A 17349-nucleotide genomic window follows, 5' to 3' on the forward strand; every position below is an offset into this window, starting at 1 on the left:
CTGCTCACGGTCCTCAATGCCATGATGCGAGACCGAAAGCCGTACCTGCAGACCAAACCAACATAACAGTTGCCGGCCTTCGCAGGGACGACAGCGGAGCAGCGGCGCAGCCTTTGCTTCACGCCGCCTTCGCCTGCACGCTCTCGCAATACTCCGCGAGCCTGTCCGCCAGCCGCAGTGTCGCCGGGCTGGCTTCGGGGGCGGCGACGAGGGCGACCTCGGTGCGGTCGATCGGCGCAAAGCCGTCCCTTGCGGTCAGCACGCGATGCTCGGGCTGGATCGACATTTCCGACAAAATGCTGAGCCCGAGGCCCGCGGCGACCGCGGCCTGGATGCCGGCGAGGCTGGAGGAGGTGTAGGCCATGTGCCAGTTGCGGCCGGCGCTCTCCAGCGCATGGATGGCGCGGGCGCGGTAGAGACAGCCCGAGGCGAAACCGATCAGCGGAACCGAGCCGGCCGTCGTATCGCGCGGGTGGCTCTTGCTGGTGACCCAGTGCACGCGTTCAGGCCACACCGCGATGCCGCCCTTCTCATTGGCGGCGCGCTTGATCAGCGCGAGATCGAGATCGCCGCGTTCGAGATCGCGGTACAGGAACAAGCTCTGGCCGGAGCGCACGTCGAGCCGCAAGTTGGGATGGCTGCGCGCGAAAGTCGCGAGCAGCTTTGTCAGCCGATAGGCGGCAAAATCCTCGGTGATGCCGATCCGGATCGCGCCTTCGCTGCCGGGCCGCGAGAGCACGTCGCGAGCCTCTTCGGCGAGTGACAATAGCCGCCGCGCGTAGGTCAGCAGCCGCTCGCCGGCTTCCGTCGGGGTGACGTCCTTGCCGCTGCGGATCAGCAGCGGCTGGCCGACATCCTCCTCCAGGCGCTTGATCTGCTGGCTCACCGTCGACTGCGTGCGGTGGACACGCTCTCCGGCGCGGGTGAAGCCGCCGGCATCGATCACCGAGACGAAACTGCGTAACAGCTCCAGGTCGAGCATCGCAGCCTCCATTTATAAATCCACTGCACGCCAGTCTATCATTTAATTTCCAAATATCAAGGCGCTGGCCTAGATCATGGCTGAAGGAGAATTCGCCCATGTCCGCCGCAACCTCGATGGCCGCCCCGCGCGCCCGCTTCAACACCCTGCCGCTGCTGATCGCCCTGTTCTGCCTGCTCTGGAGCTACGCCTTCGTCGCCGGCAAGATCGGCGTCACCGATTGCCCGCCGCTGATCCTGCTCGCCGCGCGGTTTTCGCTCGCCGGGGTTCTGATCCTCGCCATCTCCTGGCTGCGCCGCGACCAATGGGATCTCACCTGGCGCGATGCGGCGGTGTTTGCCGTGCTCGGCGTCGCCAACAACGCGCTCTATCTCGGCCTCGGCTATACCGGCCTGAAGACGGTCTCCGCCGGGCTTGGCGCGCTGATCGTCTCAGCCAATCCGGTGTTCACCGCCATGCTGGCGGCGCTGTTCCTCGGCGAGAGCATGACCTTGCGCAAGGTGATCGGTCTCGTGCTCGGCATCGTCGGCGTCGCCTTCATCGTCTGGCATCGCATGTCGGTCGGATCGGACAGCCCGCACGGCATCCTGTTCACGCTGGCCTCGCTCGCCTCGATCGTGGCCGGCACTATCCTGTTCAAGCTGCTGGCGCCGAAGGGCAGCCTGTGGATCGGCAACGGCATCCAGAACATCGCCGGCGGCCTTGCGGTGATGCCGTTCGCCTTCACCCTCTCCAGCTTTGGCGACATCGTGCCCAGCATGCGTCTCGCCGGCGCCTTCACTTTCCTCGTGCTCGGCGGCTCGATCCTTGCCTATCTGCTCTGGTTTCACCTCCTGAAAGTGTGTGGCGCGACCGCCGCAAGCGCCTATCACTTCCTGATGCCGCCGCTCGGCATGCTGTTCGCCTATCTCGTGCTCGGCGAGCATGTCGAATTTCGCGACCTGGTCGGGATCGTTCCGGTCGCGCTCGGCATTTACCTGGTGACCCGCCCGGCGGCCCCCACCAGCAGGAGTATGACGTGAGCATCACCATCACCCTGATCGGAGGCCCAACCGCCCTGATCGAGATCGACGGGTTCCGCCTGCTCACCGATCCGACCTTCGATGCACCCGGCGAGTATCAACTGCCGCATGTTAAACTGGAGAAATTGACGGGTCCCGCGCTCGGCGCGCGCGATGTCGGTGCGATCGATGCGGTGCTGCTGAGCCACGACCAGCATTTCGACAATCTCGACCATTCCGGCCGGGATTTCCTTAAAAGCGCGAAGCGCGTGCTGACGACGGAGGCCGGCGCCGGGCGGCTCGGCGGCAACGCCGAGGGGTTTGCGCCCTGGGCCTCGACCGAGTTGCAGAAAAGCGGCCGGACGCTCACCATCACCGCGGCGCCGGCGCGGCACGGACCGGCCGGGATCGAGCCGTTGTCCGGCGACGTCATCGGCTTCGTATTGCAGCCGGCAAAACCGGGCCGTCCGGTCTATGTCAGCGGCGACACCACCTGGTTCGACGGCGTCGCCGAGGTCGCGCGGCGCTTCGACTGCGGCGCGGTGCTGCCGTTCGCCGGCGCGGCGCAAACCCGCGGCCCCTTCCATCTCACCATGGACACCAATGACGCGATCGAAACCGCACGCGCCTTTGCGGACGCGGTGATCGTGCCGGTTCATACCGACGGCTGGGCGCATTTCCGGCAGAGCGCGAGCGACCTGCGCGCGAGCTTCGATACGCTCGGCTTCGGCCGCCGTCTGCGCATCCTCGAACCCGGCGTCGCCACGGTCATCGAGCCGTAGGTTTCGCCTCAGGAACTTGCCGGTATCCGGCTCGTTGTCAGACGGCTGGAACCGGACATGACGCGGCAAGGGACAATCTCACCACACGACAAACATGACGATGCGCCGGCGGCGAAGCCCCGGCGCCAGCCGTTCAGTTTCAACCGCGTCCTGAAGACGCTCGGCCCCGGCCTGATCACCGGCGCATCCGACGACGACCCTTCGGGGATCGGCACCTACAGCCAGGCCGGCGCGCAACTCGGCTACGGCATTGGCTGGACCATGCTGCTGACGTTTCCGCTGATGAGCGCGATCCAGGAGATTTCGGCGCGGGTCGGCCGCGTCACCGGGCACGGCATCGCGGGCAATGTATGCCGGCATTATCCAGGCTGGCTGCTCGCCGTCGTGGTGACGCTGCTGTCGATTGCCGACACCATCAACATCGCGGCCGACCTCTCGGCCATGGCCGATGCAGCAAAGCTCCTGATCGGCGGTCCGGCCATTCTCTATGTGGTGCTGTTCGGCGTCACCTCGGTGGCCGCGCAGATCTTCATGAACTACCGGCGCTACGTCGCGATCCTGAAATGGCTGACGCTCAGCCTGTTCGCCTATGTCGCGGCGCTCGTCTTTGCCAAGGTGTCGTGGATGGAGGCCCTGGCCGGCGTGCTGCTGCCGCGCATCAGCTGGAGCGCGGACTATTTCACGACCATCGTTGCGATCCTCGGCACCACGATCTCGCCCTATCTGTTCTTCTGGCAGGCCTCGCAGGAGGCGGAGGAGCAGCGGGTCGATGTCACCAAGCATCCGCTGATCGAGCGGCATTACGGCGCCCGGCGCGAATTCTCGCGCATCCGTGCCGACACCATCACCGGCATGGCATTCTCGAACCTGATCGCATTGTCGATCATCGTCACCGCCGCCGCATCGCTGCATGCCACCGGCAAGACCGACATCCAGACCTCGGCGCAGGCCGCCGAGGCGCTGCGCCCGATCGCCGGGCCGTTTGCCGAGGTGATCTTCGCGCTTGGCATCGTTGGCACCGGCCTATTGGCGATCCCGGTGCTCGCGGGTGCGACGGCCTATGCGGTCGGCGAGGGCCGGCGATGGCCCGTTGGGCTGACGCGCAGGCCGAAGGAGGCGATTGCGTTCTATTCGGTGCTGGCGCTGTCGGGCGGCATCGGCATCGCGCTCAACTTCACGCCGATCGATCCGATCGCGGCGCTGTACTGGAGTGCGGTCGTCAACGGCGTGCTCGCGGTGCCCGTGATGGTGCTGCTGATGTTCATGGCCCGCCACCGGGACGTCATGGACCGCTTTGTGGTCGGCGGCTGGCTGTACTGGCTCGGCTGGCTCTCGACCGGCGCGATGGCGCTCAGCGTGATCGCGATGGGGATCGGATTCCTGCTGTAGCTCGTTCGAACTGCTCAACCCTCGCCGAACAGCGAGCTATCGATCTTGGTCGTCGATTTGACCTTTCGCAGGATGATCGTCGTGCGGTAGCTCGCGATGTCGGTGTCCGGATGCATGAGGCGGTCGAGGATGAAGGATTGATAGCGCGCGAGGTCCGAGGACACGATCCGTAGCGAGTAATCCCAATCGCCGGCAATCATGCAACATTCGACGACCTCCGGAAGGTCGATCACCTTCCTCTCGAAGCGCGCGAAGGATTCCCTGTTCTGTTGCTTGAGACGGACCTCGACGATCACGTCGAACCCGAGTCCAACACGCGTTGGGTCCACCAGCGCCACATAGGAATTGATGACGCCAGCCTCTTCGAGGGTGCGAACGCGTCGCATGCAGGGGGCGGACGAGAGGCCGATCCGTTCGGCCAGCTCGAGATTCGTGATGCGCCCCTCGACCTGCAGCACGTCGAGGATTTTTCGGTCGATCTCGTCAATCACGATCGCGGTTCCCATTTCTTTCGCATTTTCCATCTTTTGCGCAATTGATTGCAGAAGAAGGGATGAAATGCATCTCAAATCGCAATGTCATTGCCCTCGCGCGCGCATAAGATGCGGTGTGAGGGTTCTTTTATCGCTGCGACCGAGCAGCAAGGAGCGGGCATGGCCGGGAATGACGACAAGTCCTTTTGGGATCGCGCGCGGCGGCACCTCATTCGCTATGGCGGGACGTTCGCTCCCGTCATCATCGAGCGCGCCTCCGGATCCTTCGTCTATGATGCCGATGGCCGGGCCATCCTGGATTTCACGTCCGGGCAGATGAGCGCCGTGCTCGGTCACGGTCACCCGGAAATCGTCCAGACCATCAGCGAGCATGCCGAACGGCTCGACCATCTCTTCAGTGGCATGCTGACGCGCCCGGTCGTCGCGCTGGCCGAACAGCTCGCGGGCCTGCTGCCGCCGGGGCTTGATCGCGTCATGCTGCTCAGCACCGGCGGCGAGTCGAACGAAGCGGCGATCAAGATGGCCAAGCTCGCCACCGGCGGATTCGAGACCGTCGCGTTCGCACAGTCCTGGCACGGAATGACGTCTGGTGCGGCCGGAACGACCTATTCGGCTGGCCGCAAGGGCTATGGTCCCGCGCCGGTCGGCTCGCTCGCGATCCCGACGCCGAACCCCTATCGCCCGCGCTTCGGCAACACGGCCGATTGGCGGGCCGAGCTCGCCTACGCGTTCGATCTGATCGATCGCCAATCGACCGGCTCGCTCGCCTGCATGATCGCCGAGCCGATCCTCAGCTCCGGCGGGCTGATCGACCTGCCTGAAGGCTACCTTGCCGAGCTCAAAGAGCTGTGCCGGGCACGCGGCATGCTGCTGATCGTCGACGAAGCACAGACCGGCCTCGGCCGAACCGGCGCCATGTTCGCGTTCGAGCGCGACGGCGCCGTGCCTGACATCCTGACCTTGTCGAAGACGCTCGGTGCCGGCCTGCCTCTGGCTGCGGTCATCACCTCCGCCGAGATCGAAGAGCGGTGTCATGAACGTGGTTTCCTGTTCTACACGACGCACGTGTCGGACCCGATGCCGGCCGCGGTCGGGCTGAAGGTCATCGAGATCATCCTTCGCGACAGATTGGTCGAGCGCGCCAGGATAGCGGGCGCGCGGCTGAGGGATGGGCTCCTCGCACTTCAGAACCGGTTCGAATGCATCGGTGACGTGCGCGGCAGGGGGCTGATGCAGGGCATCGAGATCGTGCGCGACCGTTACAGCAAGGAGCCTGATGAAGCGCTCGGAACGCGTGTCTCCCAGCGCTGCATGCAGCTTGGACTGAGCACCAACATCGTTCAGTTGCCGGGCATGGGCAGCGTGTTCCGCATCGCCCCGCCGCTGACGATCAGCGACGACGAGATCGACCTTGGCCTTGCGATCCTCGGCGACGCGTTCGAAGGTGCGTTGCAAAGCAGGGCTGGCTAAATCAATCCTTGCGGAACACGATCGAGGCCATCCAGCCGGTCATCAGCGCCATGAACGCGGTGATCAGGCCGTAGACAAAGCCGTTCTGCCGCGCGGTGGTGGCGACGAATTGCTCGAAGCCGACCTTGACGATCTCGAACGCGGTCTCGGCCTTGGTCACCAGCGCGCCGTCGGCAAACAGCTTGATCTCGACATTATACGTACCGATCGGCACCTCCGCCGGCAGCGGGATGCCGGTGCGGAACAGGGTCGGCGTCAGGAAGGTCACGGCCGAGGTCGCCTCACGGTATAGCCCGTGCTCGGAACGCAGCCGCACGAAGGCGCTGCGGAACGGGTCGTTCGGCACCACGTCGGCATAGTCGGGCCCGACCCGCTGCATCAGCAGCACGTTGTTGAGCCCGAGCTGCTGCCGCCGCTGCACCTCGGGCGAGGCGATCTGGTCGAACGGGCGATTGGAAAACAGCGCGAGATAGCCCGGCACCTGCAGGAACTGGCGCGAGTCGGTGTTGATCCAGATGCCGAACTTGCGCTCCTTGCGCCGCGTGACCATGTCGGCGCGCGGGCCGGACACCGTGACGACGAGGTCGTAATTGTTGCGATTGGCCGGCGTCTTGTCGTCCTTCTCGACCGAGCCGAACAGCACGAGCTCGCCGCCGGAATAGTTCGGCGTCACCGTGACGCGGTGGTTGGAGACCGACACGATCAGCCGCTCGGCATGAGCGGGCGCGGCCGCCAGGCCGGCGGCGGCGAGGCCGATGATCGCAAGCGCCGCGCGCAGCCTCATGGCGGGGCTCCGCCGGTTTCGCGGATGCTGAACAGGTCCTGCGGCCGGATCACCAGCTCGACCGCAAAGCGGATGCCGACCGCGAGCACGAGCAGGCCGAGCAGCAGGCGCAGATGCTCGCCGCGGATCTTCTGGCCGGCGCGGGCGCCGAACTGCGCGCCGGTGACGCCGCCGACCATCAGGATCAGTGCCAGCACGGCGTCGACCAGATGGTTGGTCACGGCGTGCAGCATGGTCGCGAACACCATGGTGACGAGGGTGAGCACCATCGAGGTGCCGATCACGGTCGAGGTCGGCACCCGCAGCACATAGATCATCAGCGGCACCAGGATGAAGCCGCCGCCGATCCCCATCACCGCGCCGATGAAGCCGATCGCGAGCCCGACCACGACGATCGGAATGACGGAGAGGTAGATCTTGGAGCGCTTGAAGCGCAGCTTCAGCGGCAGGCCGTGGATCCAGCCATGGCTGCCGGGCTTGCGCAGGGTGACGGGGCGGCCGCCGCGGGCGCGCAGCATCGCGCGCAGGCCTTCCCAGAACATCAGCCCGCCGACCGTCGTCAGCAGGATGACGTAGGACAGCGCGATCATCAGGTCGAGCTGGCCGAGCGAGCGCAGGAAGGTGAAGGTCCACACCCCGAGCGTGGTGCCGAGCGTGCCTCCGACCAGCAGCACCGCCGCCAGCAGCGGGTCGATCGCGCGCCTGCGCCAATAGGAAATGGCACCGGAGAACGAGGAGGCCGCGATGTGGCTGGCGACGGAGGCGACCGCGACCGCGGGCGCGATGCCGACGAAGATCAGCAGCGGCGTCATCAGGAAGCCGCCGCCGATCCCGAACATGCCGGAGACGAATCCAACCGCCGCGCCCATCGCCAGGATGAGGAAGACATTGACCGGAATGTCGGCGATCGGGAGGTAGAGCTGCACGCGCGTCGCTTCTTGTCGGTTCGCCGCGCGATCGGCGCAAGGCCGCATCACGGCGTGATGTCGTTCTGGTCGGGCATTCTCCGGCTGAACGAATCCGGTCGGCGCGCAAGAAGCAGGCGAACGCGGGTCGATTGCCGCGTTCTTGCATAACTGAAATCGGCGGGGGGAGGGACTAAAGAATCCGCTCCCGGGGGCATTTTTCGCCGCACTCGGCCGCCGTCTGCGGACGTGGTTGATAATTCAGATTAATGATGCCCGTGTCGCCTCACGGCCGATCGACAGGCCTGGTGATCAGGTTCAGCGCGAGCGCTTCCTTCGGGTTCAGCCAGCGGATATCGGAGGTTTGCGACATCGCCTCGACGATCCCGGAAGAGACGCCCATCTTGGTCATGTAGCCCAGCACCATGCCCTGGATGCGTTGTGCCTCGGCGAGGGGATCGCTGACGGGCGTGCTCGTCGTGAAGCGATGCACGCCGAGCCGCGAGCCCGCAATGCCATAGCGGGTCTGGCCGCCGGCATAGACCAGGACGCAAGCGCTGGCGCAGGACGCGGGGCGGAGCTTGCCCGAGGCGCCGGCGGTGGCGACCGCGGTGACCAGCCCGCGCGTGCGGATGACCTCGCCCATGATGGCGGCCTGGTTCAGCGCGCCGCCCGGCGACGACAGCAGCACGACGTCGCCCGGTGCGAGACGCGCCTCGCTGAGCCGGTCGCGGAACCAGCTCGCGCTGGCTGAGCCGATCTTGCCGCTGATCGCAAGCGCCCGCCGGCCGCGGCCCGATCCGTCGATGTCGACGTCGGGAATCACGGCCGACGTCATGCTGGCCGCGATGTAGGTCTCGCGCCAGAAGTCCCAGGCGCCCGGCGTCGACAGGTCCCGGTAAGCCTGGATGGCGACGCTCGACAACAGCAGCACGAAGATGATGATGGACCAGAGCGAGAACCGGAACGCGCGGGGCGGCGACGCCACGTTCCCTTGGGGTGTCGGCGGAGGCGGGGCCGAGGGGCGCCGGGCAAATGGAGACGGCGCCTGCCGCGGCGGCGCAACGCGGGGACCGGTCGGCGACGAACGGTGGCCCGTTCCATCATCCTGGCGATCGTCGACGGACAAGCCTGACCCTCCGGAACGCGTGCGCCGACGGCGCGGAACTGCGCGACTGTCTACACGGCGGAAGGCTGGAGGTATAGGACAGCGGCGCCGTCAAGGCGCCGCAGCCGTCTCGAACCTAGTGAGCCGGAGCGGCGAGCGCCGCGGTCCGCTTCGAGGGTTGCTTGACCGGCTTCGCCGCGGCGGGCTGCGCGGCAGCGCCGTCCCAGCCGCCGGCGGGGGCCGGCACGTTGACCGCATCGCTCGGCTGCGGCTCGGCGGTGAAGGTCTGGATCGCCAGCTTCGCGGCGGCCAGCGACTGCGGGTCGAGCCGCTTGGCAATATCGTCGCGCTTGTGGCCGGCGTCGGCGTCGCCCTGCGCGGCCGCGAGGCTGAACCACTTGAAGGACTCGGCGAGGTTCTGTTCGACACCGATACCGCGGGCATAGAGGATGCCGAGATTGACCTGGCTGTCGGCAACGCCGCGATCGGCCGCCTTGCGGAACCACTGTGCGGCGCTCTTGTAGTCGGCGCCCTTGCCGCCGCCATCGGCGTCGAGCACGGCGAGATTGTGCATCGCCTTGGCGTTGCCGCGCTCGGCGGCCTGCACATAGTAGCGTCGCGCCACATCGAAGTCGCGCTTCACGCTGAGGCCCTTCTCGTAGAAGGTGCCGAGCCGGAACATCGCGGGCACCACGCCGGCCTGCGCCGCGCGGGCATACCATTTGGCGGCTTCGTCGACATTGGCGGTCACGCCCTTGCCCTCGGCAAAGCGGACGCCGACTTCATAGGCCGCGGCCGCATCGCCCTTGATCGCGGCGGTGCGCAGCGCCGGACCGCCGATTGCATCGGGCAGCTTCTCGCCCGCCGGGATCTGGACCATGGCGAGCTTGCCGCCGAGCGGCGGTGCGGTCGGAATCGTGCCGGTGACGTCATTGGCGGCGGCTGTTGGCGTCGCAGCCGGCTCAGGCGCGGCGGCGGGTGCGGGCGCGGTTGCCGGTGGAATCGTCACCTGCGCGCTGTCGAGCGTGTTCGGCGCCGGAGTGTTGTTGGACTGGCGGCCGAGCGGGGTTGGCGAGGTCATCGATGGCCCCGGCACTGACGGCCCGCCCACGCCGGACGGCGCAGCCGGTGCGGGGGCTGCGGAATTCTCGGCAGGCGGCTGCGTGGCCGGCTCGCTGTGCTCGATCGCCGGCATCTGCGGCGCGGAGCTGGTGTCGAGCAGGTTCATCGCCATCTTGGCGGTCGAGAGCAGGATCACGACCACGCTCGCGCCGACCAGCAGCGAACGGATCTTGGAGGTGATGGTCGAAGGCTGTGCCTCCGGCGCGCCAGTCGCCGTCGCGCCGGCCGCGGCCGTGCCGGCCTTGGCGGCAACCGCCTTCGCGGCCTTGTCGGCCTTCTCCTTGGCCTTGGCTGCAGCCTTGCTCGCGGCGCGCGCCGCCTTCTCGTTGACGGGTTGCGCGGCAGCGGCCTGCGCGGCGCGGCGCGCGGCGGCGATGAAGCTCGATGTCGAGACCGGCTCCTTCTTGCCGGCGGGAAGGTCGCTGATCGCGCGCTCGGAATCCGCGATCCGCTCCGACGGCGAAGCGACGCGGCCGGAGGGGCGTGTGCCCGGTTCGAGCGGATGATCCGGCGGCAGTTCCGGTGCGATCGCGGCGCGTGCGGACGCCGCATGCGGCTCGAGGATCTCGCTGATCGCGCGCGGCGGCAGCGGCGGCGGTGGCGCGCTCTCGACCGGCTGCGCGGCATGGAATTCGCGCGGCGCGGACATGAAGTGCTCCTGCGCCAGCGCAGGATTGGGCAGTTCGGGCCTGTACGATTCAGGCTTGTACGCTTCAGCTTTGGGCTGCGCGACCGGCTGCGACATCGCCGCGCGCGGCATCTCCATCCGCGGAGCTTCCATCCGCGATTCGGCCGGCGCGGGAGCTGGCGGCGCGGTGCGCACCGTACGCAGATCGTTCTCGATCATCGCGAGACGATCGACGACATGGCCGAGCGTGTTGTGAACGGTCTCCAGCGAGTCCTGGGTGCGGCGGTCGGTCTCCGACTGGCTGAAGCGGATGTCGGACAGCTCGCGCTTCACCATGTCGACGATGCCGCTGTCCATCATCGACTGCGGCGAGGAGCTGACGTTGCGGGCGGCGTCGGCGAGCGAGGCGATGTGGGCGTGCTGCGCCTCGAGGTGCCGCATGATGTCATGCAGCCCTTCCTCGACCCGGCCGAGATTGCCGGAGCGCTGGTCGGCGGACTCCAGGCGCTCGAGCAGATAGGAGACGCGCTGCTCGAGATGGGTGAATGCCGACGAACTGTCGTTGCCGACCTGCAGGCGGTCGATCCGCTCCGACAGCGAGCGCAGCGCGCCTTCGATGGCATCGGTGTTGTCATAGCCGGCCGGCCGCTCGCGGGCCTCCAGCGTCGAGGCCAATGCGGCAATGCGCTGCTCGATCCCGGCGAAGGCATCGCCATAGGTCTCGGCGCGCGACATCTGCGACAGCTGGTCGACCTTCGCGGCCAGCGCATGCACGTCCCCGGAGAGCTGGAGCAGCGCGTCGTTGGAGGCGACGTTGGAGACGATGGCGCGCAGCGCGGCGATCGCGCTCTCGAGCTGATGCACCGTCGACGGATCGTCGTTGGCGCGCAGGATCATGTCGAGCTTGGCGCCGAGATTGCGGATCGCCTCGTCGTAGCCGGTGAGCTGCTCGGCGGGCGTCAGCGTGCGCAGCGCCTCGCGGATTTCCGACAGCGCGCGTTCGATGCCGGCGATCGCCTGGCCCTGGCCGTTGCGGCCCTCCTGGCGGATCTCGTCGATCCGGTGATGCAGCGAGCGGATCTCGTTCTCGATCGACTCGATCGCCCGGCGCGGCATCGCCTCGGTGATCGCCTGGCGGATTTCCGCAAGCTCGCCGCGGAAGGCCGCGATCGACTGCTCAATATGGTCGGGCCGCTGCAGCGCCTCGATCTGGCTCGTGATCTTGAGCAGATGACGCTCGAGCGAGGAGAAGTCGGGCCCGGCCGGCGGCGGCGCATAGGCGGGCATCGGCGGCGCGCTGCGCGGCGGCATTTGCCGTTGTGCTGATACATCGAGCTCGTTCTGGCGCGCGGCGATCTCCGCGATCGCGGAATCGAACGAGGCCGGGCTCAGCGGCGGCGAGGGGCGATAGACCTGGGCCGCGGCGCGCTCGACCGCCTCCGCCTGACGCAGCCGCTCCTCCAGTTGCCGGTCATGCATCTGCGACTCACGTTGCATCTGCGATTCACGCATCGGCTGCGGCCGCGAAATTTGCGACAGCCGGGCATCGAGGCGCGAAATCGCGTCGTTCAGCTGTCGTGCGACGGCGGGCTGGCCGCGCGGCACTTCGGCGCGCACCGCTTCGGCGCGCGTCACCGGCTTTGCAATTTGTTCGATCTGGCGGGTGATGGCATCGAGCCGCTGGTGGATATCGGCGACCTCGCGGCTTTCCCGGCTCGGCATCGGCTGCCGCTGCTCCATGCGCCAATCCGGCGGGCTCGGTTCGCCGACGGTGGAGTTGAGCCAGTCGTTCAGCGACATGCCGGCGCGGCGCGCAGCCGCCTCGGCCCTTTCGCGGACGGAGGGATCGATGCCGTCAACACTCCACGATACGCGCGAATTCATGATTCCGTCCGGTCCCGACTCCGGCGCTACACCCTGCGCCCGCAGCCTCCCCGCGCATTCCCGTTAAGAGACAATCGAATTCTGCGCTGGGCGTCTGCCTCAGCTGCTGACTTTTTCCCGTCACGGTAAATAACGGGTTAAGGAATGCGGCCGACGGGCTCTAAAGTTAGGGAATCCGGGAACCTGTTGCGCCGGATCAGGACAGCGACGGCGACTTGCGTTGCCGCCGAACTTCTCCTTCCCCCTGAAAGGGGGAAGGTCGGGATGGGGGGGTGCCGCACACACTGCTGCGTGTGGAGAGAGATGATCCCCACCCGCTTGCTCTGCGAGCAAAGCGACCTCCCCCTTTCAAGGGGAGGTCGGAGATTTGTTTCTAGCCGTTGCTCTCGCGCTTGCCGTCGTCGAGCGGCAAGACGTTGCTGCGGCCGGACATCGCCGACAGCGCGTCGAGCGCCTCCTCGCACCATTCCACCACCATGCGCTCATGGCGCATGCCGAGGCGCAGGCTGAGCATCTTGCCGACATCGGCCGGCGGCGCGGTGCCGTCGGGAAAGCGCTTGTTGAGCAGGCGCTCGTAGCGCTCATAGCGGTCGCGGTGATGCTCCAGCCGCGCCATCAGGTCGGTGCGCAGCGGCTCGATGTCGACGCAGTCGAGCGCATAGAGCCGGACCAAGAGGTCGTCCTTGATCGAGGGCGGAACGCTCGGCCGCGCCGCCCAGTGCTTCAGCGCCGCGCGGCCCTCGGCCGTCAGCGTGTAGACCAGCTTGTTCGGCTTGCCGGACTGCACCACCTCGCGGCCCTGGACGTGACCCTTGTCGCGCAGCCGCGAGAGCTCGCGGTAGATCTGCTGATGGTCGGCCTTCCAGAAGAAGCCGATCGAGGCGTCGAACGTCTTGGCGAGCTCATAGCCCGTCATCGGACGTTCCGTGAGGCATGCGAGGATTGCGTCACCGAGTGCCAACGCCCACCTCCATCTCAGTTCCCCAAAAGGCCATTCTGAAGTTCGCTTGACTTTATGCGTTACTGTGCATATGCGTCAATATGCATATGGTGATCGGCGTGCCGCCCTGTCGCGCGCGCCGGTGGTTCAGGCTTTTCTTAAACCCCGCCGCAGGAGACGTCCGAATGAGCAAGCCGGGCCTCGACAAGTGGTACGCCTACATGAAGTCCCACGACACCGCCGCTCTGTGGGATCTGCTGCATCCCGACGCGGTGTTCGAAAGCCCGGTCGTGCACACGCCGCAGCGCGGCCGCGACATCACTTTCAAATATCTCACCAGCGCCGCCAAGGTGCTCGGCGGTCCGACCTTCAAGTATCTCGGCGAGTGGCGCAATGACACCGGCGCGGTGCTCGAATTCGAGAACGAGATCGACGGCATCAAGCTCAACGGCGTCGACATCATCACATTCGATGGTGACGGCCGGATCACGCATTTCAAGGTGATGGTGCGTCCGCTCAAGGCGATCAACCTGCTGCATCGGATGATGGGCGAGGAGTTGATGAAGCAAAGCGGCGCAACGTCGCAATCACAGTCGCGATAGCATCTGCCGCGGACCTCCGGAACCGGATAAGGTCCGCTCCAACAAACCCAAGGACACGCTGCGCAGCGTCCGTCGCACATGCGGCCACGTGCCAGCCGGGAGACCAGCATGCCAACCTACAAAGCCCCCGTCGAAGACGTCAGCTTCCTGCTCAACGACGTTTTCCAGATCGACCGCTACGGCAATCTTCCCGGCTTCACCGATGCGTCGGCCGATGTGCGCGAGGCGATCCTCGGCGAGGCCGCCAAGCTCAGCGAAGAGGTACTGCAGCCGATCAATCGCACAGGCGATCTCGAAGGCTGCAAGCGCAATGACGACGGCAGCGTCACCACGCCGAAGGGCTTCAAGGACGCCTTCAAGCAGGTCGCCGAGGGCGGCTGGCTCGGCCTCTCGGCGCCGACGGAATTTGGCGGCCAGGGCCTGCCGGTGACGCTCTCGCAGGCGGTCAACGAATTCCAGATCTCGGCCAACATGGCGTTCTCGATGTATGGCGGCCTGACCATGGGCGCGACCGCGGCGCTGCTGGTGCACGGCACGCCCGAGCAGAAGAAGACCTATGTGCCGAAGATGATTGCCGGCGAGTGGACCGGCACCATGAACCTGACCGAGCCGCAATGCGGCACCGATCTCGGCCTGCTCCGCACCAAGGCGGTGCGCCAGGCCGACGGCAGCTTCAGGATCACGGGCACCAAGATCTTCATCTCCGCCGGCGAGCACGACCTCACGGAGAACATCATCCATCTCGTGCTGGCGCGCATCGAAGGCGCGCCGGCCGGCATCAAGGGCGTCTCGCTGTTCGTGGTGCCGAAGGTGCTGGTCAATGCCGACGGCTCGCTCGGGCAGCGCAACGGCGTCAGCTGCGGCTCGATCGAGCACAAGATGGGCATCCACGGCAATTCCACCTGTGTGATGAACTACGACAACGCCACCGGCTGGCTGATCGGCGAAGAGAACAAGGGCATGCAGGGCATGTTCGTGATGATGAACGAGGCTCGCCTCGGCGTCGCCGTGCAGGGCCTCGCGCAGTCCGAGGTCGCCTATCAGAACGCGGTCGCCTATGCGCGCGAGCGCCTGCAGGGCCGCTCGCTGACCGGCGTGAAGGAGCCCGAGAAGCCGGCCGATCCGATCATCGTGCACCCCGACGTGCGCCGCACGCTGCTCACCATCCGCGCCTTCAACGAGGCGGCACGCGCCATGGTGGTATGGACCGCGCTGAAGAGCGACGTCGCGCACCGCTCCAACGACGCCGGGGATCGCCAGGCCGCCGACGATCACATGGGCCTGATGACGCCGGTGCTGAAGGGCGTCCTGACCGACACCGGGTTCGCCAACACGGTCTCGGCGCAGCAGATGTTCGGCGGTCACGGCTATATCGCCGAGCACGGCATGGAGCAGTTCGTGCGCGATGCCCGCATCGCGATGATCTACGAGGGCGCCAACGGCATCCAGGCACTCGACCTGGTCGGCCGCAAGCTGCCGCGCGACGGCGGCCGTGCCGCGATGGCGTTCTTCGGCGAGGTCGGCGCTTTCGCCAAGGAGCATGGCGCCGACGAGGCGATGAAGCCGTTCATCACCCCGCTCTCCACCGCGCTCGGTCATCTGCAGCAGGCCACCGGCTGGCTGATGCAGAACGCGCTGACCAAGCCCGACAATGCCGGCGCCGCGGCGACCGACTATATGAAATTGTTCGGCCTCGTCGCGCTCGGCTACATGTGGGCGAAGATGGCCAAGGTGGCGCAGGACAAGGCCGCCGCCGGCACCACGCCGTACCTCAACACCAAGCTCGTGACCGGCCGCTTCTTCATGGAGAAGCTGCTGCCGGAGACCGCCGTGCATCTGGCCCGGATCCAGAGCGGCAGCGCCACCACGATGGAATTGGCCGCGGAAGCGTTCTGAAGCGTTTTCCAGCGAAGTGGAGACCGGTTCGCGTGAAGAAAACGCGTCAAACAAGAAAGCCTTGAAAAATTGCCGCCGCATCGCTGCGGCGGCGGGTTCTTCCGTATATATTATGATCCTCATATCAAGGAGGGCGTCATGCCTGAGGCATACATCTACGATCACGTTCGTACCCCGCGCGGCCGCGGCAAGGCCGACGGCGCGTTGCACGAGGTCACCGCGCTGGCGCTCGCCACGGTGCCGCTGAAGTCGCTCAAGGAGCGCAACAATCTTCCCGAGGATTCCGTCGACGACGTCGTGCTCGGCGTGGTCGATCCGGTCGGCGAGGCCGGCTCCGACATCGCCCGTTTCGCGGCGCTGAACGCCGGCCTCGGCGAGAAGGTGCCGGGCGTGCAGATCAGCCGCTTCTGCGCCTCCGGCCTCGACGCCGTGAACTTCGCCGCAGCCCAGATCATGAGCGGTCAGCATGAGCTCGTGATCGGTGGCGGCGCGGAATCGATGAGCCGTGTCGGCATCGGCGCCTCCGGCGGCGCCTGGCCGATGGATCCCTCGATGGCGGTGCCGGCCTATTTCATGCCGCAGGGCATCTCGGCCGATCTGATCGCGACCAAATACGGCTTTTCGCGCGATGATGTCGACGCCTACGCGGTGCAGAGCCAGCAGCGCGCGGCCAAGGCCTGGGACGAGGGCCGCTTCGGCAAGTCGGTGGTGCCGGTCAAGGACGTCAACGGCCTGACCATCCTCGCCAAGGACGAGCACATGCGCCCGACCACGACGATGCAGTCGCTGGCGCAGCTGCAGCCGTCATTCGCGGCGATGGCGGCGATGGCCGGCTTCGACGCGGTGGCGATCCAGTCGCATCCCGAGGTCGAGAAGGTCAATTACGTGCATCACGCCGGCAATTCCTCCGGCATCGTCGACGGCGCCGGCGCCGTGCTGCTCGGCAGCAAGGAGGCGGGCGCCAAGCACGGGTTGAAGCCGCGGGCGAAAATCCGCGCGTTCGCCAATATCGGCTCGGAGCCAGCGATGATGCTGACCGGCCCGGTCGACGTCACCGAGAAGCTGTTCGAGCGCTCCGGCATGAAGAAGTCGGACATCGACCTGTTCGAGCTCAACGAGGCCTTCGCCTCGGTGGTGCTGCGCTACATCCAGGCGTTCGACATCGATAACGCCAAGATCAACGTCAATGGCGGCGCGATCGCGCTCGGCCATCCGTTAGGGGCGACCGGCGCGATGATCCTCGGCACCGTGCTCGACGAGCTCGAGCGCACCAACAAGGAAACCGCCCTGGTGACGCTGTGCATCGGCGGCGGCATGGGCACCGCCACCATCATCGAGCGCGTCTGAGGCGAGGGAGCGAGC

General features: G+C 66.6%; 14 protein-coding genes. 7 read left to right on the forward strand and 7 right to left on the reverse strand.

From position 1 onward, the window contains the following. Positions 1–118: 118 nt before the first annotated feature. Entirely contained in the window at positions 119–982 is an 864-nt protein-coding gene (locus PMN64_RS06275) for a LysR family transcriptional regulator (RefSeq protein ID WP_304497488.1), read from the reverse strand. A gap of 98 nt (positions 983–1080) precedes the next feature. Between PMN64_RS06275 and PMN64_RS06280 the strand changes: the two genes are divergently transcribed. From PMN64_RS06280 to PMN64_RS06290, 3 genes are read left to right on the forward strand one after another with little or no spacing between them, the layout of a single operon-like run. Then, positions 1081–2004 (forward strand): DMT family transporter, encoded by a 924-nt coding sequence (locus tag PMN64_RS06280; RefSeq protein WP_411780079.1) that lies wholly within the window; start codon positions 1081–1083, stop codon positions 2002–2004. Continuing rightward, positions 2001–2765 carry an MBL fold metallo-hydrolase gene (locus tag PMN64_RS06285; RefSeq protein WP_411780080.1) on the forward strand — a complete coding sequence of 255 codons (765 nt, stop codon included), beginning with the start codon at positions 2001–2003 and terminating at the stop codon, positions 2763–2765. The genes PMN64_RS06280 and PMN64_RS06285 overlap by 4 nt, the downstream gene beginning before the upstream one ends. 57 nt (positions 2766–2822) lie before the next feature. Continuing rightward, positions 2823–4154, forward strand: a complete 1332-nt coding sequence (locus PMN64_RS06290) for an NRAMP family divalent metal transporter (protein ID WP_411780081.1) — start codon at positions 2823–2825, stop codon at positions 4152–4154. 14 nt (positions 4155–4168) lie between these two features. Here the strand turns inward: PMN64_RS06290 and PMN64_RS06295 are convergent, their stop codons facing one another. Further along, complete coding sequence (locus PMN64_RS06295; RefSeq protein ID WP_411780082.1) at positions 4169–4660, reverse strand: Lrp/AsnC family transcriptional regulator; 492 nt, start codon at positions 4658–4660, stop codon at positions 4169–4171. A 147-nt stretch (positions 4661–4807) separates the two neighbouring features. On the opposite strand from PMN64_RS06295, the gene PMN64_RS06300 reads away from it, so the two are divergent. Continuing rightward, positions 4808–6118, forward strand: coding sequence for an aspartate aminotransferase family protein (locus tag PMN64_RS06300; RefSeq protein ID WP_411780083.1), 1311 nt, complete (start codon positions 4808–4810; stop codon positions 6116–6118). Position 6119: 1 nt separating this feature from the next. On the opposite strand, the gene PMN64_RS06305 is transcribed toward PMN64_RS06300, so the two are convergent. The 5 genes from PMN64_RS06305 to PMN64_RS06325 form a co-directional block, all read right to left on the reverse strand. Beyond that, entirely contained in the window at positions 6120–6902 is a 783-nt protein-coding gene (locus PMN64_RS06305) for a TIGR02186 family protein (RefSeq protein ID WP_411780084.1), read from the reverse strand. Continuing rightward, positions 6899–7828: a sulfite exporter TauE/SafE family protein gene (locus PMN64_RS06310; protein WP_028339007.1), complete on the reverse strand. Its 930-nt coding sequence runs from the start codon at positions 7826–7828 to the stop codon at positions 6899–6901. The genes PMN64_RS06305 and PMN64_RS06310 overlap by 4 nt, the downstream gene beginning before the upstream one ends. Before the next feature lie 265 nt (positions 7829–8093). Continuing rightward, complete coding sequence (locus tag PMN64_RS06315) at positions 8094–8936, reverse strand: hypothetical protein (RefSeq protein ID WP_411780085.1); 843 nt, start codon at positions 8934–8936, stop codon at positions 8094–8096. A 115-nt stretch (positions 8937–9051) separates the two neighbouring features. Further along, entirely contained in the window at positions 9052–12549 is a 3498-nt protein-coding gene (locus PMN64_RS06320; RefSeq protein WP_411780086.1) for a hypothetical protein, read from the reverse strand. Positions 12550–12922: 373 nt separating this feature from the next. After that, a complete protein-coding gene (locus PMN64_RS06325; protein WP_411780087.1) occupies positions 12923–13510 on the reverse strand; it encodes a PadR family transcriptional regulator in 588 nt (195 codons plus the stop codon). Between the two features lie 164 nt (positions 13511–13674). Between PMN64_RS06325 and PMN64_RS06330 the strand changes: the two genes are divergently transcribed. The 3 genes from PMN64_RS06330 to PMN64_RS06340 all read left to right on the forward strand — a co-directional run bounded on the left by PMN64_RS06330 (position 13675) and on the right by PMN64_RS06340 (position 17334). Beyond that, complete coding sequence (locus PMN64_RS06330) at positions 13675–14091, forward strand: nuclear transport factor 2 family protein (RefSeq protein WP_229191371.1); 417 nt, start codon at positions 13675–13677, stop codon at positions 14089–14091. Positions 14092–14199: 108 nt separating this feature from the next. Next, a complete protein-coding gene (locus PMN64_RS06335; protein ID WP_411780088.1) occupies positions 14200–15987 on the forward strand; it encodes an acyl-CoA dehydrogenase C-terminal domain-containing protein in 1788 nt (595 codons plus the stop codon). A 138-nt stretch (positions 15988–16125) separates the two neighbouring features. Further along, positions 16126–17334: an acetyl-CoA C-acetyltransferase gene (locus PMN64_RS06340; RefSeq protein WP_283065077.1), complete on the forward strand. Its 1209-nt coding sequence runs from the start codon at positions 16126–16128 to the stop codon at positions 17332–17334. The last annotated feature ends 15 nt before the right edge of the window (positions 17335–17349 follow it).

Origin of the sequence: Bradyrhizobium sp. UFLA01-814 (genome assembly GCF_046718885.1) — a bacterium.
Lineage (GTDB): Bacteria > Pseudomonadota > Alphaproteobacteria > Rhizobiales > Xanthobacteraceae > Bradyrhizobium > Bradyrhizobium elkanii.

Bases quoted from the DNA above. Each gene is read 5' to 3' on its own strand.
- PMN64_RS06335 (WP_411780088.1), top strand. From the start codon at position 14,200: ATGCCAACCTACAAAGCCCCCGTCGAAGACGTCAGCTTCCTGCTCAAC.
- PMN64_RS06280 (WP_411780079.1), top strand. From the start codon at position 1,081: ATGTCCGCCGCAACCTCGATGGCCGCCCCGCGCGCCCGCTTCAACACC.
- PMN64_RS06295 (WP_411780082.1), bottom strand. From the start codon at position 4,660: ATGGGAACCGCGATCGTGATTGACGAGATCGACCGAAAAATCCTCGAC.
- PMN64_RS06340 (WP_283065077.1), top strand. From the start codon at position 16,126: ATGCCTGAGGCATACATCTACGATCACGTTCGTACCCCGCGCGGCCGC.
- PMN64_RS06290 (WP_411780081.1), top strand. From the start codon at position 2,823: ATGACGCGGCAAGGGACAATCTCACCACACGACAAACATGACGATGCG.
- PMN64_RS06275 (WP_304497488.1), bottom strand. From the start codon at position 982: ATGCTCGACCTGGAGCTGTTACGCAGTTTCGTCTCGGTGATCGATGCC.
- PMN64_RS06320 (WP_411780086.1), bottom strand. From the start codon at position 12,549: ATGAATTCGCGCGTATCGTGGAGTGTTGACGGCATCGATCCCTCCGTC.
- PMN64_RS06305 (WP_411780084.1), bottom strand. From the start codon at position 6,902: ATGAGGCTGCGCGCGGCGCTTGCGATCATCGGCCTCGCCGCCGCCGGC.
- PMN64_RS06300 (WP_411780083.1), top strand. From the start codon at position 4,808: ATGGCCGGGAATGACGACAAGTCCTTTTGGGATCGCGCGCGGCGGCAC.
- PMN64_RS06330 (WP_229191371.1), top strand. From the start codon at position 13,675: ATGAGCAAGCCGGGCCTCGACAAGTGGTACGCCTACATGAAGTCCCAC.